We start from the raw sequence: 21,164 nt of genomic DNA, 5'->3' as shown, positions 1-21,164 counted from the left end.
GGGGGAGGGAGACGCTCCCACTGACGCCGGTGTTTTGGTCTCCCTCCCCCTTGCGGGGAGGGGACAGGGGTGGGGGTCCACAGCCACCGGCTTCTGGAAGGGCTCACGTCCCCCGCGGCTTGGCCCGTGCCGTAGCCGCCGCCTCCAGTGGGTTCTCCGGCCAATAGTGCCGCGGGTAGCGGCCCTTCAGGTCCTTGGCCACATCCTTCCAGCTGCCGCGCCAGAAGCCGGGCAGGTCGCGTGTCGTCTGGATCGGCCGGTGCGCCGGCGAGAGCAGCACCAGCAGCAGCGGCACCTTGCCCCCGGCGACGCTCGGGTGCCGGTCGAGACCGAACAGTTCCTGTACCCGCACCTCCAGCGCCGGCCCGTTCTCTGCGCCATAGTCGATCGGCAGGTGCGAGCCCGAGGGCGCGTCGAAATGCGAGGGCAGCAGCCGCTCGATCTCCTGCCGTCGCGCCCAGGGCAGCAGCCCCTCGAGCGCTCCGCCCAGGTCGTCCGCTCCGATCTCGCTCAGCGCCGTCTTGCCGGTGATGGCCGGCACCAGCCAGGCCATGTCGGCCGCGAGGCCCGTATCGGAGAGATCCGGCCACGCCTCGCCCAGCGTCGCGCGGAGGTAGCTCGCCCGCGCCCGCAGCGCCTGCTGCTCTTTGCTCCATGGCAGCACGCCAACCCCGAGCCCGGCGATGCCCTCTGCCAGCGCCGCCGCTGCCTGCTGTAGATCGGTTATCGCCACCGGCGCCTCGTCGAGCCGCAATGCGCCGAGCCGCCGCAACCGCCGCGCCCGCACACTGCGCGAGCCGCGGTCGAACGCCATCGCCACCTCGTCGACAATCTCGCCGGCGAACAATTCCTCGATCGTCGCCCGCTCGACTGCCGCCGCCGCCCGGATCCGCCCAGTCGCCGCCGCGCCGGTGATATCGCTCACCACCAGGTAGGGTACATTCGCCAGTGCGTCCGTTTCCTCGAGGCTCGCCTGCCGCCCATTGGCCAGCCGGAATCGTCCGCGGGCGCCGGCCTGCTGCGCCACCCGGTCCGGATAGGCTCGGGCCAGGTGGCGTCCAACCTCGCCGCCCGAACCCGTGTTGCCGACCATTCCGGCCCAGCGCCGCGCCAGCCCATGCGCCTCATCAGCCCGCTTGCCGCGCTCGCGCCCGAAGCGTTCGAGCCGGTGCGTCAAGTCAGGGCCGTCACCGCCAAGCCCACGCTCGCCGAGCAGCACTGCCAGTTGCGCTGCCGTCAGCGCATCATCCTCTTCCGCCGCGCGGTGGATCATGTGCCCCAGCCGTGGGTGCAGTGGCAGCCGCGCCAGCGCCTTGCCCTCGACGGTGATGCGCCCGCTGTCGTCCAGCGCCTCGAGCCCCTTGAGCAGGCTTGTCGCCTCGCTCCATGCCGGTCCCGGCGGTGGATCGAGGAATTTGAGCTGGGTTGGATCGCTCACCCCCCAGCCGGCGAGATCGAGCGCCAGTCCCGAAAGGTCCGCCTCCAGCATCTCCGGCGCGTCGAACGCCAGCAGCGCCGCGTTCTGGCCTTCGCCCCACAGCCGGTAGCACACCCCCGGCTCGACGCGCCCGGCGCGTCCGCGCCGCTGGTCGGCCGAGGCCCGCGATACTTTTCGCGTTTCGAGCACCGACAGGCCGGTCGCCGGCTCGTAGGCAGGAGCGCGCCTGAGGCCACTGTCGACGACGATCCGCACCCCCTCGATGGTCAGCGAGGTCTCGGCGATCGAGGTCGCCAGCACCACCTTGCGCCGCCCGGACCGGGCCGACTGCACGGCGCGATCCTGCTCCTCCGGCGTCAGTTGCCCATAGAGCGGGGCGATATCGACATCAGCGGGGACGCGCCCCGCCAGCCGCTCCGCCACCCGTCCGATCTCCGCCTGCCCCGGCAGGAACACCAGTGCCGAGCCCGGCTGGTCGCGCAGCGCCTCGAGCACCACGCTGGTCACCTGGTCCTCGAGCTTCACCAACGGATCGCGGTCGCGCCAGATCGTCTCCACCGGAAACGCCCGCCCTTCGGAGACCACCACCGGCGCCCCGTCGAGCAGCTCCGCCACCCGCGCCCCATCGATCGTCGCCGACATCACCAATACGCGCAGGTCATCGCGCAGCGCCGCTGCATCGAGCGCCAGCGCGAGGCCGAGATCGGCATCGAGGCTGCGCTCATGGAATTCGTCGAACAGCACTGCGGCGATGCCGGTGAGCTCCGGATCGTCGAGGATCATCCGGGTGAACACCCCCTCGGTCACCACTTCGACGCGCGTCCGCCTGCTGACCTTGGCATCGAGCCTGACGCGATAGCCGACCACCCCGCCGACCTCGTCGTCGAGCGTTTGCGCCATCCGCCGCGCCGCTGCCCGCGCCGCCAGCCGCCGCGGCTCCAGCATGACGATCTTGCCATCGCCGCGCCACGCCGCCTCGAGCAGCGCCAGTGGTACGCGCGTCGTCTTGCCCGCGCCCGGCGGCGCCACCAGCACGGCATAGGGGCCGGCCGCCAGCGCGGCCAGCAGCCGGGGCAGGGCCTCATCGATCGGGAGGGGCGGCAAACTCATGCCGCTTCAATCGGAGAAAAGCGACGTGGATGCAAGGCGCCCTCGGTTCAGGCGCGCGCGGCCGAGGCGCCTCGCCTCAGCTGACGTTCTTCAGCATGTCGAGCAGCGAGCCGTCGAAATCTTCGACCGGCGCTGCCGCGGGCGCCGCGCGTTTGGTGGTGGCGATTTCCGACCAGCCGACAACCACCGTAATGCCGCCCACCTTGCGGTCGGCCACATACCAGGGCGTCAGCACCGTCGCGAACTGGGTCGCCGCGCCGCTGGTCGGGCTGGCGAAACTCCGGCGCGTCTTCACCGTCTGCCCTCGCAGCGCCGCCTCGTACTCGGCGATCTGCTCGGGCGGCGTCTCGGGAAACAGTTGGCCGATGGTCTTGCCGATCACCTCGCGCCGCTCGACGAAACGGTGCGCCTTGAGCCAATAGAGCGAGCAGTCGAGCACCCTGAGCTTGTCGTCCAGCACCGCGATCGGCGCCGGCATGTCGCCGACGAGGTCCTGCACCAGCTTCAGCCGGCCCTGCACCTGCAGCTCGCGTTCCATCTCCGCGGTCACGTCGCGGCTGGCGCCGAACAATTCGATCACCCGCCCGTCGCGCACCCTGAGATCGGCGATCGACTCGATCATCCGCACGCCGCCATCGCGTCGCTCGATCCGCAACCGGCAGCGGAAGCCGCGCCGGTCCTGCAGCGCCTGCGCGATCAGCGTCAGCAGCTTGCCGCGATCCTCGGCGACATAGAGCTTCACCAGATCCTGCAGCGGCACCGGACTATCCGGCCCGAGGCCATAGATTTCCGCTACGCGCGCCGACAGCACCACGGTGCCCGGAAAGATCACCTTCCACTGCCCATAGCCTTCATGCAGCTCGTAGAGCTGCAGGGCGCGATCGGCATCGGTGAGCGCCGGAGTCGGCTCTACCTGGGCCAGTGATTCCGACGGCGTGGCGATCAACTGCTTGTCGAACATCGGGGTCCGTGACGGGGCAGGAAGGGAGCTGGCGGGAACGCTAGCCGTAGCCCGGTTAAGTATTGGTGTGTATCAGCCGTGGCGTTGCCGGCGTTCGCTCGCCGAGCGTGAGGCGACAAGCCCAGCCTTTGCCAGCGCCCGCGCTTCGGCCTGCGGCAGCGGTGGGCTGAACAGGTAGCCCTGCGCCTCGTTGCAGCCTTCCGCCCTGAGCATCAGCAACTGCTCCCAGCTCTCGACGCCTTCGGCCGTCACCCGCGTCTTCAACGAGCGGCCAAGCCCGATAATGGCGCGGACGATCGCCGCCGAGTCCTCTGCTCCCGGCAGGTCGGCGACGAAGCTGCGGTCGATCTTGATCTTGTCGAAGGCGAAGCGCCTGAGATAGCTCAGCGACGAATAGCCGGTGCCGAAATCGTCGAGCGCTACCCTGATGCCCATCCGGTGCAGTTCCTCGAGCGAGGCCAGCGCCTCGGCGCTCTCGTCGAACAGCACCGACTCGGTGATCTCGAGTTCCAGCCGCACCGGCGCAAAGCCGGTCTCTGCCAGCGCATCGGTGACGGTGCGCACCACGGCGCGGTTGCGGAACTGTGCCGGCGACAGGTTCACCGCCAGCGACAGCGCCTCAGGCCAATGCGTCGCCTCGGCACAGGCCTCGCGCAACACGAAGGCGCCGATCGCATCGATCAGTCCGCTTTCCTCGGCCAGCGGAATGAACACCATTGGCGACACCACGCCATGCGCCGCACACTCCCAGCGCAGCAGCGCCTCGAAGCCGACCAGCCGGTTGCTGCCGATATCGATCTGCGGCTGGTACACCACCCGCAGCTCGCCCCGGCCCAGCGCCAGCGACAGGTCGCGCTTCATTTCGCGCCGCTCACGCAGCGCCTGATCCATGGCCGGCTCGAAGAAGCGGAAATCGCGCCCCTTGTCGCTCTTCACCCGGTAGAGCGCCACGTCGGCAAATTGCAGGAGGCTCTCGGTGCTGAGCCCGTCGCGCGGCGCGATGGCAATGCCGATGCTGGCGCCGATGCTCACCGTTTCGCCGTCGATCTCGAATGGGATGGCCAGCGCCGCGAGGATGGCCTGGGCCGTGATCGCCGCATCCTCGGGGCGCTCCACCGGCATCAGCAGCGCGAACTCGTCGCCACCGAGCCGTGCCACCAGGTCGCGCTTGCCGGCGCAGCGGTTGAGCCGCCCGGCCACCTCGCGCAGCAGCACGTCGCCGGCCAGATGCCCCAGCGTATCATTCACCAGCTTGAAGTCGTCGAGGTCGATCGACAGCACCGCCAGCGTCCCGCCGGTCCTCAGCGTCAGCAGCGCTGCATCCATTCCCTCTTGGAACTGCATGCGGTTGGGCAGGCCCGTCAGCGTGTCGTGCCGCGCCAGATATTCGAGCCGCTTCGCCCCGGCCACCACCTCGGCCTCATTCTGCTTGGCTTCGGTCACATCGCGCGAAAGCGCCAGGAGCCGCGCCACCTCGCCACCGGCGCCCAGGATCGGCGACACGCTGAGGTCCCACCAGCGCGCCTTGCCCTTGGCTGTCGGCCCGAACAGCGTGTGGCGCACCGTCTCGCCCTGCTGTGCTGCAGCGATCGCCGCGCGGATCGTCGCGCGCTGGTCCTCCGGCCAGAACTGCTCGAACAGCACCCCCCGGATCGCCTCGAAGTCATCGACCTCCATGATGCGGACGCCGGGACCGTTCATGAAGATCAGTCGGCCCGCACCATCCAGCACCTCGATCGCCATCGTGCTCGCCTCGAGGATCGAGCGAGCGAACTCCTCGCTTTCGCGCAGCGCCGCCTCCGCCTCCCGGCGGTCATGGATATCCTCGAGCGTGCCGTACCAGCGGACGATCTGTCCGAGCTTGTCGCGCCGCGCCGCCGCCCGCGCCCGCATCCAGCGATAGACGCCGCTCTTCAGCCGGATGCGATAGGTGATGTCGAGCGGCTCGCCGCTTTCGAGCGATCGGGTCCAGTCGGCAATGGTCGGCTCGAGGTCGTCGGGGTGGACGACGCTCGCCCAGCCCTGGCCCAGCGTCTCTTCGGTGTTGAGGTCGACCATCTCGAGCCAGCGCGGCCCGAATTCGATGATGTTGCCCTCGGGGTCGGCGAGCCACATCACTTCCGGGTTGAGGTCGACGGCGGTGCGGTAATGGTCTTCGCTCTCGCGCAGCGCCCGCTCGGCCAGCGTCGTGCGGGTCACGTCCTGTACGATCACCTGCACTTCGTTCGGCCCGAGCGGATAGTGCGCCGCGCTGTATTCGCGGGCCGTCCCGCCGACCGGCAGGCTGCGGAAACGGAAGGCGCCGGATTTGCCGCTGCGCACTGCTGCATGCATCCGGCGGCGGACGCGCGCCCGATCCGAGGCATGGAGCTTTGCCAGTGTCGCCGCGAGCGGTACGCCCTGGTCGAGCGCTTCGCCGCGAATGGTGGTGGCCGAATGGTAGACCCGGTCGGTCAGCGCGTGCCAGGTCCACACAGAAATGCCGGTCGCGCTGCCGATCTGCCGCAGCGTCTCTGCGGCAGCCTCAGCCGGCGGTGTGCCCCTCGACACGGTGCCTGTGTTGCGCATGCGATCCTCAGCCTCACGAGGATGCTACGCAGCCGAACGCGCCAAAACATTAATCGCATGTGTGAGACGGCGGCGAATGCTCGCCGCCGTGATGACAACTGTGCCGGTGGTTAAGGTTCGCTGAACGCGGACCAGCGATCCCTCTCGATCAGGCCCACTCGCCCTTGCGCATCACCGGCACCTTCGAGCCGTCGGCCTTGAGGCCGTCGATATCGATCTTGTCCGAACCGATCATCCAGTCGATGTGGATCAGGCTCTTGTTGCCGCCGCGCTTGGCGATCTCGTCCTGGCTCATCTTGGTGCCGTTGATGAAGCAGTCGGCGTAGCACTGGCCGAGCGCGATGTGGCTCGCGGCATTTTCATCGAACAGCGTATTGTAGAAAAGCACGCCGCTCTTCGAAATCGGCGACGAGTGCGGTACCAGCGCCACTTCGCCCAGCCGGCGCGAGCCCTCGTCGGTGTCGAGCACCTTCTGCAGCACGGCCTCGCCCTTCGAAGCCTTGGCTTCGACGATCCGCCCACCCTCGAACTTCACCTCGATATCGGCGATCAGCGTACCGTTATGGCTGAGCGGCTTGGTCGAGCGGACATAACCCTCGACGCGCTGGCTATGCGGGGTGGTGAACACTTCTTCTGTGGGGATGTTCGGGTTGCAGGTGATGCCGTTCTTGGCCTCCGACGCGCCGCCCTTCCAGCGGTGCTCATCTGCAAGGCCAATCGTGAGGTCGGTGCCCGGGCCGACATAGTGCAGCGAGGCGAACTGCTGGCCGTTGAGCCAGGTCCAGCGCTCCTTGAGCTTGGCATTATGCGCCTTCCAGGCGCCGATCGGATCCTCGACATCGACCCGGCTCGCCGCAAAGATCGCGTCGGCGAGCTTCTTCACCGCTACCTCTTCGGGATCGTTGGGGAAGACCAGCCGGGCCCAGCTGGCATTGGGGTAGGAGACGATGTTCCAATTGATGTCGAAGCCGGTGATCTTCTCCAGCGCCGGCTTATAGGCCATCGAGGTCGCGCGGTTGGCGCGCGCTACCTTGGCCGGATCTTCGCCCGCCAGCATCATCGGGTTGTCGCCCGAAATGGCGAGCCGCGCCGCATTGCCGTCGAACGCCTTGGCCATGCCCTCGAACAGCCAGCCCGGCGCCTTGTCGAAGCTCGCGTCCGCGGCGTGCCGATAGCGGTTGAGGGTGATCTCCTCGTCCGAAAAGATCGGCTGCACGATGCCGGCGCCGGCCTTGTAGGCGTGCTCGGTGATCTTGCGGACCAGTGGCAACGCCGCCATCGGCGCGGTCAGGACCAGGTCCTGCCCGGGCTGCAGCTGGAGCCCCACCTTGATCGCGACTTCCGCGAGCTTGTCGAGTTTGACCGGATCGATAGGGGTGTTGCCCTGAGCCATTGGAAAACCTTCGCGAAAATTGAGGCACGACCCTTACCCCTCGCTTCAGCCTGCTTCAAGGCGGCGAGATGCCGTAATTCGTCATCGCTGCGCTCGATCCTGGTCCCGATGCCCAATGCCCAAGCCCGTTGGGCCGCCAGCCGCTCGACGGCCTCGTCTTCGGGCCACTGCATGCCCATCCGCGTCCAGTCCATGTCCATCTCCAGTGCTTGTCACAGGGATGGTCGAGCCGGCTTTGGGGGATTCGACATTTTGGGAATCGAGCGCTTGGCTACCCCTCACCCCGCGGTGAGGCCTTCGGCCTCATCCGCCACCCTCTCCCCAAAGGGGCGAGGGGGCGATGTGGCACTGCCGGCGCAAAGTGCGTCCCCTCGCCCCCCTGGGGAGAGGGCCAGGGTGAGGGGCGCCAAGCACACTGCAGGTTAGTGCGCTCGCCCCGGCATCCGGTTGAACGCATCGAGCGCCGCGATCTTGTAGGCTTCGGCGAGCGTCGGGTAGTTGAAAGTGTTCTCGACGAAATAGTCGACCGTACCGCCCAGGTTCAGCACCGCCTGGCCGATATGCACCAGCTCGGTCGCCCCTTCGCCGATGATGTGGCAGCCCATGAGCTTGCGATCGTCGAGCGAGAATAGCAGCTTCATCATCCCGGATTGCAGCCCCATGATGTGCCCGCGCGAGGTCTCGCGGAACCGCGCTACGCCGCACTCGTAGGGGACGCCCTTGGCCTTGAGCTGCTGCTCGGTCAGCCCGACCGTCGAGATCTCCGGCACCGCGTAGATGCCGTAGGGGAAATATTCGGGGGCAGGGGGCATCGGCGCGCCGAATGCATGGCAGGCGGCGATCCGCCCCTGTTCCATCGAGGTGGAGGCGAGCGAGGGAAAGCCGATCACATCGCCTGCCGCATAGATATGCGGCACCGCGGTCTGGAAGGTCCGCGGGTCCACGGTCAGCCGTCCACGCTCGTCGGCGGTCAGCCCGCACGCCTCGAGTTCCAGCGCCGCTGTCGCACCCACCCGGCCGGCGCAGTAGAGCAGCGCCTCGGTGCGGATCTGCCGCCCGTCGCTCAGCGAGCTGACGGCAAAGCCGGCGGCGTCGACCTCGACCTTTTCCACCTTCACCCCGAGCCGCAGTTGCATGCCGCGCTTTCTCAGCTCGTGCACGAACTCGTCGATGATCTCGCGGTCGATGAACTCGAGGAAATTCTCGCGCGGTTCTACCAGCGTTACCGGTACGTCGAGCGCCGAAAAGATCGTCGCATACTCGATGCCGATCACCCCGGCGCCCACCACCGTCAGGCTCCTGGGCACCTTGGGGTCCGACGCCACGTCGTCGCTGTCGAACACGTTGGCCTGGTTGAACGGGATGTGCTTGGGCCGGTATGGCGCCGTGCCGACCGCGATGACGAAACGCTCGGCTTCGTACTCGCTTTCGCCCTCGCTGCCGTTCTTGATGGCGATCCGCCGCGGGCTGACGAAGCGGGCCCGCCCGGCCACCGTCCGCACCCCGTTGCGGGCAAACTGGTGCTCCAGCACGTCGATCTCGTGGTCGAGCGTCATCCGCAGCCGCGCCCCGAGATCCTTGCCCTCGATTTCCTTCTTCACCCGGTAGGCGAGCCCGTAAAAGCCGCGCTCGCGCCAGCCCGAGAGGTTGAGCACCGTTTCACGCAGCGTCTTCGACGGGATCGTGCCGGTATGCACCGACACCCCGCCGACCCGCAGCCGGTTCTCCACCACCAGCACCGCCTTGCCGAGCTTGGCCGCCTGAATAGCCGCCCGCCGCCCCGCCGGCCCCGAGCCGATGACGATCAGATCGAAAGTGTCCATGTGTGCTGTCCCCCGAGGCTGACTGTTGCACGCGGCAGATGAAGCTCACATGGCAAAGGCTGCATGGCGGGAATGCACCGCGCTTTCTGCCCTCAATGCGAGGTCCGAGATTGTGGCGCGGGGGAGACTGTACGATCATAAGCAAACTGTCGGTTCGATTTGAGCATCCCGAATGACGGGATGCCCGCCAATTGACCCTGGACGCAGGCAACGTGAATGGAGGTTTCGATGGAACCGGAATTCATCCGGGAGCCGAACTTCGACGTCATCGGCATCGGCATGGAATTTCTGATCCCGCCGATCGCCTATCGGACTCTCGACCGCAAGCTACTCAAGATTCAGTGGCATCGGGCAAAATCACCTATCACCTGCCGGAAACCTATCAGAGTGTCAGGTTCGAGACCCTCGCGGCCGCATTCTACGCGGCGTATGGCAAAGAGATGAGCTAGCAGCCACGTCAAGCGATTGGCCTCTGCCCCACAATGATGCAGGGCATCTCAGCTCAGAGGGGTGTAGGCGATATTCTTGCGACCTCACGGAAGGGTTAGGGCGCGGGGTAGCCTCGCTCAGTAAACCTCCGGCACATAGAGCTCCGGCTTCACCGCGTGCCGCACATAGTCGGCGTGTCGCACCCGGTCGGGCAGCTGCACGTCCTGCTTGGGCACGTCCTCGTAGTTCACCTGGCTCAACAGGTGCGCAATACAGTTGAGCCGCGCCCGCTTCTTGTCCACTGCCTGCACCACCCACCAGGGCGCTTCCTCGGTGTGGGTGCGGTCGAACATCTCTTCCTTGGCCTTGGTGTACTCTTCCCAGTGCACCCGGCTTTCGAGGTCCATGGGGCTGAGTTTCCACTGCTTCAGCGGATCGTGCAGCCGCATCTTGAAGCGGAATTCCTGCTCCTCGTCGGTGATCGAGAACCAGTATTTGACGAGGATGATGCCCGAGCGAACCAGCATGCGCTCGAACTCCGGCACGGTGCGGAAGAACTCTTCGAGCTCATCCGGCGTGCAGAACCCCATCACTCGCTCGACGCCGGCACGGTTGTACCAGGAGCGGTCGAACAGCACCATTTCGCCGGCTGTCGGCAGATGCGGCACATAGCGCTGGAAGTACCACTGGTGCCGCTCGCGCTCGGTCGGCGCCGGCAGCGCCACCACCCGCGCCACCCGAGGGTTGAGCCGTTGCGTCACCCGCTTGATGGCGCCGCCCTTGCCGGCCGAGTCGCGGCCCTCGAACAGCACCACCATCTTGAGCTTCTTGTAGGCCACCCAATCCTGCAGCTTCACCAGCTCGTGCTGCAGCCGGAACAGCTCGCGGAAATACACCTTGCGGTCGATGGTATCGTCGACCGGACCGGACATGCCCTCGGCGACCAGCTCATCGAGCCGGTCGTCTTCCATCTGCATTTCCAGCTCTTCGTCGAAGTCGTCGGCGATCGCCTGCTTGATCCGCTCGAGTTCGGCCGGGGTCTTGGCTTCGTGATCGTTCATCGGTGCACCCATGGATAGCTCGCGGGGAGGGGTGCCCGTTCCATATGAACCTATTGTGACCGTATGTCGGGCCGTCCTGGTGCGAAGCGATTATTGCTCGGCGACGCCCGCGAGCCGCAGCCCATCGAGGATCGCTTTGGTCCGCGAGGCATCCTTCTGCGGCTGCGCCGCCCAGACCTGGGCGATGGTCACGCCGGGCGACAGCCGACGCAGCGTCAGGAGGTGGCGCTTGGCTTCGTCCATCCGTCCCAGATGCGCATTGGCGGCGACCAGCATCCAGTAGGTGCACACGAAGCTCGGGTTGGCCGAAACCGAACGCTTGGCCCAGACCAGCGCCTCCTCGTAGTTCTCCTTGATCATCTGCGCGTGCGAGATCGCCGTCAGCGGCCAGTGTGCCCCATCGAGGCTGGGGCTGAGCCGGATCGCGTGCTCGCTGAAGGCGATCGCATCATCGACATTGCCGATATGCAGGTGCGTGATCCCGGCAAAGATCATCACCGTCAGGTTGTTGGGGTTGGCCTCCACCGCCCGCTGCGTCAGCATCAGCCCGCGGTCGTAATCGCGCAGGTTATGGATCAGCATCATCGAGCTGAGCGACAGCGCCACCGCGTCGTCGCGCGCATTGGCCAGCGCCCGCTCCACCAGCTCGATGCCATGCGCCGTGTCGTCGGTGCCGATCGCCGGCCAGCCCATGGTCGAGCGGTGCAGCATGGCGTTGCCCGCATAGACGAGGAAGGTCGGGTTGTTCGGCTCGAGCTCGATGGCTTTGAGCAGCAGGGCAATCGCTTCGGCATTGGCGTCGCGGGTCTGCGACAGGTGCATCGGCAGGGCGCGCAGGTAGAGGTCATAGGCCTCGACGCTGTCCGGCCGCTCCCGCCGCGAGCGTTCGATCTCGGCCCAGCGGATCGTCGGCTCGGCCACCGAGGCGACCTTGAGGGTGATCTGGTCCTGGAACTCGAACACGTCGTCGAGCTTGCCGTCGAACTTGTCAGCCCAGAGGTGGGCGCCGGTCATCGCGTCCACCAGCTGCGCGGTGATGCGCAGCCGGTCGCGGGCCCGCCGCACGCTGCCCTCGAGCACGTAGCGCACCCCCAATTCGCGCCCCACCTGCCGCACGTCGACGGCGCGGCCCTTGTAGACAAAGCTCGAATTGCGGGCGACTACCGCGAAATCGCGGAACCGGCTCAGCGCGGTGATGATGTCCTCGACCACCCCGTCGGCGAAATACTCCTGTTCGCTGTCGCCGCCCATATTGTCGAACGGCAGCACGGCGACCGTGGGCCGCCGCGGCGTTACCGGACCGAACTCCGGCGACCTGGTACTTCGGCCGACCCCGGTCACCACCTCGAACACCCGCACCGGCCGGGCGATGTTCTTCAGCTCGCGCTCGCCGAGGTCGCGGAAACCGGTCTTCATCCGGTCGCGGACTTCCTCGAACACCTTGCCCGAAACATAGACACCGCCGGGCTCGCCGATCTGCTGCAGCCGCGCCGCGACATTGATACCGTCGCCATAGATGTGGGAATCATCGTGCACCACATCGCCCTGGTTGACGCCGACGCGGAAGATCAGCCGCTTGTTGGCCGGCACGTCGGCATTGCGCTCGGCCATCAGCGCCTGCATGGCGACGGCGGCTTCAACGGCTGAGACTGTGCTGGAGAACTCGGCGACGATGCCGTCGCCGGCAAGGTCAACCACCCGCCCGCCATGCCGCTGCAGCAGCTGGAGCACGGCAGTCTGGTGTCCCTTCAGCGCAGCGACGGTGCCGGATTCGTCAGCGCCAATCAGGGCGCTGTATCCCGCTACGTCCGCACACAACACCGCCGCCAGGCGGCGCGACAAAACATGTTCCATTTCCGCTTCCTAGGCGGAGTCACCGCGCCCTGTCTCAGGGTAAAGCGTGGAGTTGTTACTTGGAAGTGGAAACGTAAGCTCACTCTGCTTTCGAGATGAGCCGAAAATCCGGCAGATCACGTAAGGCCAGCTCCGGTCCGGCCGGCGAATAGACCACGAACAGCTGCATCAGGCCGGTCCCGGTATTGAGCGTCGAGTGGAATCGGTCCTCCGGTACGAACACCGTGCAGCCCGGTCCGACCTTCTGTACCACCGGCACGCCTTCGGGCGTCTCGACCATCTGCTCGCCCTCGCCCGAGATCACGAAAATGATCTCTTCGGCCCCCGGATGGTTGTGCCGGCTGTGCCCCTGGCCCGGCGGCAGTTCCACCACCCCGCCGGAAAACCGCTTCGCCCCATTCACCTCCGGCGCCACCGTCAGCGCCAGCTGTCCCCAGTCGAACCCGAACGCGCTGACATCGCGTGGGTAGACAAAATTGTTCTCGGCCATTGTTTTTCTCCACATCGGGCTCCGCACCCCCACCTTTGATCCCTCCCCGCAACGGGGGAGGGAGACGACTGCGCCTCTGGTGCCCCACGCTCTCCCTCCCCCTTGCGGGGAGGGTAGCGCCGCCAGGCCCATCGGGCCTTGGCAAAGCTAGGGTGGGGGGCGCCTCGCGCTCGAACGGTCGACTAAGCCCCCGTCCGCAACCCCTTGAAGCTCTCGACCTGGCGCTTGATCGCCACTTCCACCGGCAGCCGCTCCATCGAGCTCGCCCCGTAAAAGCCGTGGCAGCCCTTCACCCGGTCGAGGATGAACTTCGCGTCGTCAGGCATCGAGATCGGCCCGCCATGGCAGAGGACGATGACGTTATCCCTTACCCGGCGCGCTGCCGCCGCGATCGCTTCGATCTCGGTCGCACACTGCTCGAGCGATTTCGCCGCCGTCGCGCCGATGGCGCCGCCGGTCGTCACCCCCATATGCGCGACGATGATGTCAGCGCCGGCCCTGGTCATCGCCACCGCTTCGTCGGGGTTGAACACATAAGGCGTGGTGAGGAGGTCCAGCTTGTGCGCCTCGGCGATCATCTCGACCTCGAGCCCATAACCCATGCCGGTCTCCTCGAAGCTGACCCGCATCACCCCGTCGAACAGCCCGATGGTGGGAAAGTTCTGCACCCCCGAGAACCCCATGGCTTTGAGCTCGGCGAGGAACTGCGGCATCAGGACGAACGGATCGGTGCCGTTCACCCCCGCCAGCACCGGGGTGCGCTTCACCACCGGCAGCACCTCGCGCGCCATGTCCTTGACGATCTCGTTGGCGTTGCCATAGGCCAGCAGCCCTGCGGCCGAGCCGCGCCCGGCCATGCGATAGCGCCCCGAATTGTAGATGATGATCAGGTCGATGCCGCCGGCTTCTTCGGCCTTGGCCGAAATGCCGGTGCCGGCCCCGCCGCCCACGATCGGCTGCCCGCGGGCCACCATGTCGTGGAATTTTCTGAGGATTTCGGCGCGCGCGATGGCAGCCATGCTGTCTCCCAAGAGGTTATTATGACGTGATTTCGTGAAAGGCGCGCATCGCGGCCTCGGCAAAACTAGGGTCGTTGATGTGGCAGTCGAGCCGGATCAGCTGCCGGTCGCCGGTCCACTGCACCGTCCGCTCGATGGCCTCGAACAGCTCGGCATCGGCCTCCGCGTCGCGGAACGCACCGCCCTCGATATCGAGCGCCGAAACGCCCCGTAGCGGCAAGAGGAAGCGCACCGGCCCGACCGCGGCGTTGAGCTTGCCGCCGATCCATTCCCCGGTCGCCCGGCACTCGTCGGCGCTGGTGCGCATCAGCGTCACATTGGCATTGTGCGCGTAGAACAGGCGGTCGGCATAGTGTGGCGGCACGGTCTCGGGCGCCCAGAAGTTGACCATGTCGCAGGCTCCGACCGAGCCGACATAAGGCACCGGCCGCCGCGACAGGCAGTCGAGCCGTTCCGGCCCAGCCGGCAGCACGCCGCCCAGCAGGTAGTCGCAGACTTCGGTTGTCGTGACGTCGATCAAGGCGCCGACCAGGCCGGAATCGACCAGCATTTCCATGGTCTTGCCGCCGGTGCCGGTGGCATGGAAGACCAAGGGTTCAACGGCCCCGGTCAACAGTTCGACGATCTGGGTGACCGCCGGCGTCGTCACCCCGAACATGGTGAGCCCGACCGCCAGCTTGGTCGCCGGTTCCACCATCGTGGGGTTGGCGCTCATTGCCACCACGGCGAGCGCCGCATTGGAGAGGATAACACGCGATATCCGGTTGAGCCCGGCGAGGTCGGTCACCGACGGCATCATCACGATATCGCTGACCCCGACATAGGGCCCGACATCGCCCGAGGCGAGGGTGGAGACCATTACTTTAGGCAGGCCAATCGGCAGTTTCCGCATCCCTGCTGTGACGATCGAGGTGCCGCCGCCGCCGCCGATCCCGACCATTCCAGCGATGTCATCACGTGTTATGACAAACTGCGCGAAGGCCGCTGCCATGCCGGCCACGGCAACACCGCGGTCGGTGCCCTCGAGCAGCCCGGGTGGTCCGAACTTCGCCACCTCCGCTGCCCCGACTTCCGGTGGAATGGTCGGCGCGCGGATGCCCACATCGACCACCAGCGGATCGGCGCCGAGCGCTCGGATTTTCTCGGCGAGGAAGGCCAGTTCCTCGCCTTTGGTGTCGGCGGTGCCGACCACATAGATGCGCTTCATCGCACCCCTCCCGACACCGTTCGGGTGACCCCCGCCGGTGTTCTCGCCGCCATGTCATGGCAGAGGCCCGCCGCCATTGCAAAGCATTTTGAGATGTGCGTATCATTTCGATATGGACGTCTCACAGCCCGACGAGCAGCAGGTTTCCGAGCCGAAAGGCGCCAGGGCGCGCACCCGTAAACTCATGCTCGAAACCGCCATCGCGCTGATGCAGCAGGGCCAGACGCCCTCGGTCAGCGATGTCGCCGAAGCCGCAGAGGTGTCGCGCGCCACGGCCTATCGCTATTTCCCCAGCCAGGCGGCTTTGGTCCACGCCGTAGTCGATGAGGGGCTGGGGCCGATCCTCAACTGGCAGAGCGCCAGCGACGATCCCGAGACCCGCGTCCTCGACCTCCTGGCGCTCACTATGCCGCGGGTTGCGGAATTCGAGGCGACCTTCAAGGCGGCGCTCAAGCTGTCGCTCGAGCAGTGGGCGCAGCGTCGTGCCGGCACCCTTGGGGCCGAGCCGCCATTCAAGCGCGGCCATCGCGTCGAGCTGTTGCAAATGGCGATAGCGCCACTCAAGAATAAATTGCCCGAGGCCAAGTTCCAACGACTCGCAAAGGCGCTGTCATTGGTCTACGGTCTGGAAGTTCTTATTGTTCTCAAAGACTTGTGGGGGCTTGAGTTCGAAGAAACTACCGAGGTCGCGACCTGGGCGGCCGCCGCGCTAGTTCGTGCCGCGGTCGCGGAGTCCGCCGCCTGATCCGGCATGGGAAACTATTTTCCTAAACTGGGCCTCGACTTGCATAAATGCTAGCATGTTAGCTTGACGAGGCTGGCAAAACGTTGAATTTGTAGTTCTGACGCACGTCGATCAAGGAGGAGGATCAAGTGCGACGGGCGCTGAGGGGCGCCGCAGCCGGTGACCGCGGGAGGCCTTGGGAGAGGTCGCTGCTGCTGGTCCCGGCGATGAGGGACATTGTTTCCCGCACGTCGCGAGAGAACGACCGGCCGCCGAAGCTTGGGAGAGCTTTTGGCCGGTTCGCTGCTGTGAAGGCCCCCGGCAAGGAGGAGGGGCTTCGGCTGGTGCCGCATCTGCCGGCCGTCGGAAGCGCTAGAGGGAGGACCATAATGCGCACTGCTACCAAGGGCATGCTGGCCGGTTTGGGCCTGATGCTTGCGTCGAGCACGTCTGTGCTCGCGCAGGAACTGACGATACTCTGGGCCGAATGGGATCCGGCCAACTACCTGCAGGAACTGGTCAATGCCTACCAGGCAGAGACCGGCGTCACCGTCACCGTCGAGACTGTGCCGTGGCCCGATTTCCAGACCAAGGCGTTCACCGAATTCAACGCCCAGGGTTCCGCCTATGACCTCGTCGTTGGCGACAGCCAGTGGCTGGGTGCCGGCTCGACCGGCGGCCACTATGTCGACCTCACCGAGTTCGTCAAAACTCACAACCTCACCACCACAATGGCTCCGGCCACCATGCAGTTCTACTCGGAGTACCCCGGTGGCTCGGGTACCTACTGGTCGGTGCCGCTCGAAGGCGACGCCGTGGGCTGGGCCTATCGCAAGGATTGGTTCGAAGATCCGACCGAGATGGCGAACTTCAAAGCCAAGTACGGCTACGATCTCGGCGTGCCGAAGGACCTTAAGCAACTCGTCGATATCGCCGAGTTCTTCCACCGTCCGGCCGAAAATCGCTACGGCGCTGCCGTCTATACGCAGGTCCCGGGCGACGCCATCACCATGGGTGCCGAGACATTCATCTTCTCGTATGGCGGATCGCTCGGTGACTACGCCAACTACAAGGTCACAGGTCTGCTGAACTCGAAGGAGTCGGCCGAGGGCCTCGAGGACTACAAGAAGCTCTATACCTACGGCCCTCCGGGCTGGGGCAACGCCTTCTTTGCCGAAGTGAACACGGCAATCGCGCAGGGCCAGGTAGCGATGGGGATGAACTTCTTCGCGTTCTTCCCGTCGCTGCTCAATGAGGCGACCAATCCGCAGGCCAAGAATATGGGTTTCTTTGCGAACCCGCCCGGCCCGCGTGGTGACGACTTCGCCGCTCTGGGCGGCCAGGGGATTTCGCTGGTCTCCTACAGCCAGAACAAGGACGAGGCGATGAAGTTCCTCGAGTGGCTGGTCAAGGACGAGACCCAGAAGAAGTGGGCCGAACTGGGCGGTTATACCGCTGCTGCGGCCATCCTCGAGTCGGACGAGTTCCAGAACGCGACGCCGTACAACAAGGCGTTCTTCGAGACCATGTTCAAGGTTCGTGACTTCTGGGCACTGCCCGAATACGCCGAGCTGCTCGACGAGGGCCAGCAGGGCTTCTACGACTATGTCGTGAACGGCAATGGCACCGCTCAGGAGGCGCTCGACAAGCTCGCCGCGACCTGGGTCGAAAGCCTCAAGGCTGCCGGCTACCCTGCCGAGTAACCCAACGACTGCGACCCGGGGAGGGGGAACCTCCTCTCCGGGCCAATTTCTAATCGGGGGATCATGCATTGACGACCATGATGACGACGCTCAGCCCGACTTCGCGAGCGGCTACGCGTGGCTGGAGCGACATCACCATCAGGAACCTTTTCGTCATCCCGACGGTTGCGTTCCTCATCATTTTCAACGTCTTCCCGCTGCTCTATTCGCTGGGCTTCTCGTTCACCGATTTCCGCGCATCGAGTAAAGACGCCGCCAATTTCGTCGGCCTCCAGAACTACGCCGACATCCTGGCCGATCCGGTGATCTGGCGGAGCTTCGCCACTACGCTCTGGTATGTCATCGTCTCGGTGAGCGGCCAGTTCGTCGTCGGCTTCGGGCTGGCGCTGCTGCTCAATCGGCCGATCCCCGGCAAGGGGCTGCTGACCACTCTGCTGCTCTTGCCCATGATGCTCTCGCCGGTCGTGGTGGGGCTGTTCTGGAAGCTCATTTACGATCCGTCCTGGGGTATCCTGAACTACGCGCTGGGCCTGGGCAAAACCGCCTGGCTCACCGACGCTAACCTTGCGCTTTACGCTGTCGCCATCACCGATATCTGGATGTGGTCGCCCTTCGTCATGCTGCTCTCGCTCGCTGGTCTCAGTGCGGTGCCCAAGCATCTGTACGAAGCCGCCTCGATCGACCGCGCCAGCAAGCTCTACACCTTCTTTCGGGTCACGCTCCCACTGGTCGCGCCGATCCTGCTCATCGCCGTCATCTTCCGCACCATGGAGGCCTTCAAGACCTTCGACATCGCCTTCGTGATGACCGGCCAGCCGCAGGCGGAACTGATCTCGTCGCGCCTCTACAAGATGGCGTTCGCGCAGTGGCAGACGGGGCCGGCCTCGGCGCTCGCCTACATCGTGCTGATCATGGTGCTGTGCATTACCAACATCTACGTGAAGTACCTCAACAAGGCCAAGGAGCGCTAGAATGGCTGTCGTTTCAACGCGCTCCGGACGACTGGGCAACCGCATTGCGATCGCTGTCGTGATCGTCGTCACGCTGATCTTCCTGTCCCCGATCTACTGGATCACGACGACGGCGTTCAAGCCGCTCGTGCAGGCCACGTCGGTGCCGCCCTCGGTGCTCTTCGAGCCCCAGATCACGCCTTTCGTGAAGCTGTTCACCAAGCGGGCCCAATTGACCGCGCCCGTCGCACCCGAGGTCTATGAGGCGGCGCCCTGGTGGGAGCGGCTGGTTCTCGACGGCGGCGAACGTCTCGCCCGCGACGGTAAGGGCGATGTCGTCTTTTCCGCCTATCCGGATCGATTCATCAACTCGCTGATCATCGCCATAACCTCGACCATCCTTGCGGTGTCGATGGGCACGATCACCGCCTATGGCTTCTCGCGCTTCCGGGTGAAGGGCGAGGCCGACCTCCTGTTCTTCATCCTCTCGACGCGCATGCTGCCACCCATCGTGGTCGCTATCCCGATGTTCCTGATGTATCGAGCGGTCGGTCTCAACGACACCCATGTCGGACTGATCATTCTCTATACCGCGTTCAACGTGTCGTTTGCGGTCTGGCTGATGAAGGGGTTCATGGACGAGATCCCCAAGGAGTATGAAGAGGCTGCTCTGGTCGACGGCTACACGCGCATGCAGGCTTTCTTCAAGATCGTCCTGCCCGAGGCCGCCACGGGCATCGCTGCCACCGCAGTATTCTGTTTCATCACGGCCTGGAACGAGTACGCTTTCGCGCTCATCCTCACCAATCGCCGGGCGCAGACAGCGCCTCCCTTCATTCCCAGCCAGATCGGCACGGGTCTGCAGGACTGGACCGTCATCGCTGCCGGTACGGTGCTGTTCCTGATCCCGGTCGCGATCTTCACCTTCCTCCTGCGCAACCACTTGCTGCGCGGCATGAGCTTCGGAGCGATCCGCAAATGACGCCTGAAGAAACCAAGGCTGAGCGCGACAAGAAGCAGGCGTTTCGACGCTTCAACGCCCGTATCCTTGAACCCGGTTCGATGGCCTTCATGCTGCTGGGGATACTGTTCCTGTGCCAGCCCTGGGTCGAATTCCTCCACCAGTACTCCGTCCTCGTCATGCTGATCGGCCTCATCGGCTTCAACGTCGCCGTACATATCCCGCCCCCGGACGGTCCCGAGCCTGACGCGGACGATACGGGCCCGGTCTCCATCTCGGCCGCGGTCAAGGGGCACCCACATGGCTGAGATTGAACTTCGCCATATCGACAAGCATTTCGGACCGGTTCACGTCATTCGCGATGTCAACCTCACCGTCAAGGATCGCGAGTTCGTCGTCTTCCTTGGTCCCTCAGGCTGCGGCAAGACCACGACGCTTCGCGCCATCGCCGGGCTCGAGGAAATCGACTCGGGCGATATCCTGCTCGACGGCAAGCCGATCCAGAACCTCAGCGCCGCTGATCGCGACATCGCCTTCGTGTTCCAGAACTATGCGCTCTATCCGCATTTCACCGTCTATGAGAACCTCGCTTTCCCGCTGCGCGCCGTCGGCACCAGCAAGGACGAGGTCGATCGAACCGTGCGCTCGGTTGGCAAGTCTCTAGGCATCGGCCACATGCTCAATGCACGCCCTTCGTCGCTGTCGGGCGGCGACATGCAGCGCGTCGCCATCGGCCGCGCCCTGGTGCGCCGGCCCAAGGCCTTGCTGCTCGACGAGCCGATCGGTTCGCTCGATGCCAAGCTGCGCGAGACCATGCGTGTCGAACTCAAGCGCCTGCATTTCGAGAACGGCTCCACGTCCATCTACGTGACCCACGACCAGGTCGAGGCCATGTCGCTCGCCGACCGCATCGTCGTGATGAATGAGGGCGTCCTGCAGCAGGTCGGCACCCCGACCGAGGTCTATCTGTATCCGGCCAATCTGTTCGTGGCGCAGTTCATCGGCTCACCCATCATGAACATTTCCGCCACCAGGATCAGCGAGGCCGATGGCACCGCCCGGATCGCTCTCGACAGCGCCAGCTTCGAGTTGCCGCGCGAGCTGCTCGGCATGCTGCAGCAGAAAAAGGCCGGCACCGATCTCTCACTCGGCGTGCGCCCCGAGGGTGTGCTGCTCAGCCACGACAGCAAGGCGGGTTACCAGCCGGCCGAGGCTCACATCATCCAGCCCTTCGGCAGCTTCGACATCGTCGATCTCAAGCTCGGCGAAAAAACCCTGCGCGCCCGCACCGCGTCGGGCTTCGTGACCAAGGCCGGCACCCAGGTCTGGGCTCGGATCGACCCGTCGCAGGCGCATTTCTTCGATACCAAATCGGGCGCCTCGCTCGACATCCGGCTGGCGCGTGACGAGGAAAGGTCGCGAGACGTTCCTACGCCGATCACCCGACAAAACGTGGAGCTCTAGGCGACCGAC

Annotated in this window: 16 protein-coding genes; 6 read left to right on the top strand and 10 right to left on the bottom strand. The window is 65.5% G+C overall.

Annotated elements, in window-relative coordinates:
* Positions 1-103 precede the first annotated feature (103 nt).
* The 10 genes from hrpB to ASC68_RS28110 form a co-directional block, all read right to left on the bottom strand.
* Positions 104-2,548 carry an ATP-dependent helicase HrpB gene (hrpB, locus tag ASC68_RS28155; RefSeq protein WP_055887967.1) on the bottom strand — a complete coding sequence of 815 codons (2,445 nt, stop codon included), beginning with the start codon at positions 2,546-2,548 and terminating at the stop codon, positions 104-106.
* 76 nt (positions 2,549-2,624) lie between these two features.
* Positions 2,625-3,509 (bottom strand): PAS domain-containing protein, encoded by an 885-nt coding sequence (locus ASC68_RS28150; protein WP_055887964.1) that lies wholly within the window; start codon positions 3,507-3,509, stop codon positions 2,625-2,627.
* Between the two features lie 72 nt (positions 3,510-3,581).
* On the bottom strand, positions 3,582-6,077 hold the full coding sequence (locus ASC68_RS28145) for a bifunctional diguanylate cyclase/phosphodiesterase (RefSeq protein WP_055887960.1): 2,496 nt from the start codon (positions 6,075-6,077) through the stop codon (positions 3,582-3,584).
* Positions 6,078-6,225: 148 nt separating this feature from the next.
* Positions 6,226-7,470: an aminopeptidase gene (locus ASC68_RS28140; protein ID WP_055887956.1), complete on the bottom strand. Its 1,245-nt coding sequence runs from the start codon at positions 7,468-7,470 to the stop codon at positions 6,226-6,228.
* Between the two features lie 422 nt (positions 7,471-7,892).
* Positions 7,893-9,293 (bottom strand): Si-specific NAD(P)(+) transhydrogenase, encoded by a 1,401-nt coding sequence (gene sthA / locus ASC68_RS28135; RefSeq protein ID WP_055887954.1) that lies wholly within the window; start codon positions 9,291-9,293, stop codon positions 7,893-7,895.
* A 566-nt stretch (positions 9,294-9,859) separates the two neighbouring features.
* Positions 9,860-10,783, bottom strand: coding sequence for a polyphosphate kinase 2 (gene ppk2 / locus ASC68_RS28130; RefSeq protein ID WP_055888026.1), 924 nt, complete (start codon positions 10,781-10,783; stop codon positions 9,860-9,862).
* A 90-nt stretch (positions 10,784-10,873) separates the two neighbouring features.
* The gene (locus ASC68_RS28125) at positions 10,874-12,637 is read right to left on the bottom strand and encodes an adenylate/guanylate cyclase domain-containing protein (protein ID WP_055887951.1); all 1,764 of its coding nucleotides are present in this window, start codon (positions 12,635-12,637) and stop codon (positions 10,874-10,876) included.
* 79 nt (positions 12,638-12,716) lie between these two features.
* Positions 12,717-13,127 (bottom strand): cupin domain-containing protein, encoded by a 411-nt coding sequence (locus ASC68_RS28120; RefSeq protein ID WP_055887948.1) that lies wholly within the window; start codon positions 13,125-13,127, stop codon positions 12,717-12,719.
* 182 nt (positions 13,128-13,309) lie between these two features.
* Positions 13,310-14,146 (bottom strand): phosphoenolpyruvate hydrolase family protein, encoded by an 837-nt coding sequence (locus ASC68_RS28115; protein WP_055887945.1) that lies wholly within the window; start codon positions 14,144-14,146, stop codon positions 13,310-13,312.
* Between the two features lie 19 nt (positions 14,147-14,165).
* Positions 14,166-15,353 carry a Tm-1-like ATP-binding domain-containing protein gene (locus tag ASC68_RS28110; protein ID WP_055887940.1) on the bottom strand — a complete coding sequence of 396 codons (1,188 nt, stop codon included), beginning with the start codon at positions 15,351-15,353 and terminating at the stop codon, positions 14,166-14,168.
* 112 nt (positions 15,354-15,465) lie between these two features.
* On the opposite strand from ASC68_RS28110, the gene ASC68_RS28105 reads away from it, so the two are divergent.
* From ASC68_RS28105 to ASC68_RS28080, 6 genes are all read left to right on the top strand, one after another.
* On the top strand, positions 15,466-16,098 hold the full coding sequence (locus ASC68_RS28105; protein WP_055887937.1) for a TetR/AcrR family transcriptional regulator: 633 nt from the start codon (positions 15,466-15,468) through the stop codon (positions 16,096-16,098).
* Between the two features lie 368 nt (positions 16,099-16,466).
* Complete coding sequence (locus ASC68_RS28100) at positions 16,467-17,780, top strand: extracellular solute-binding protein (protein WP_055887935.1); 1,314 nt, start codon at positions 16,467-16,469, stop codon at positions 17,778-17,780.
* Between the two features lie 80 nt (positions 17,781-17,860).
* A complete protein-coding gene (locus tag ASC68_RS28095; protein WP_055888021.1) occupies positions 17,861-18,751 on the top strand; it encodes a sugar ABC transporter permease in 891 nt (296 codons plus the stop codon).
* Position 18,752: 1 nt separating this feature from the next.
* Positions 18,753-19,712, top strand: coding sequence for a carbohydrate ABC transporter permease (locus ASC68_RS28090; protein WP_055887932.1), 960 nt, complete (start codon positions 18,753-18,755; stop codon positions 19,710-19,712).
* Entirely contained in the window at positions 19,709-19,999 is a 291-nt protein-coding gene (locus ASC68_RS28085; RefSeq protein WP_156384756.1) for a hypothetical protein, read from the top strand. Before ASC68_RS28090 ends, ASC68_RS28085 begins: the two co-directional genes overlap by 4 nt.
* Positions 19,992-21,155 (top strand): ABC transporter ATP-binding protein, encoded by a 1,164-nt coding sequence (locus ASC68_RS28080; RefSeq protein WP_082528542.1) that lies wholly within the window; start codon positions 19,992-19,994, stop codon positions 21,153-21,155. Before ASC68_RS28085 ends, ASC68_RS28080 begins: the two co-directional genes overlap by 8 nt.
* Positions 21,156-21,164 lie beyond the last annotated feature (9 nt).

The sequence above is a fragment of the Devosia sp. Root105 genome (assembly GCF_001424865.1).
In the GTDB taxonomy this organism is placed as follows: Bacteria; Pseudomonadota; Alphaproteobacteria; order Rhizobiales; family Devosiaceae; genus Devosia_A.
This window is presented reverse-complemented; position numbering and strand designations above follow the sequence as displayed.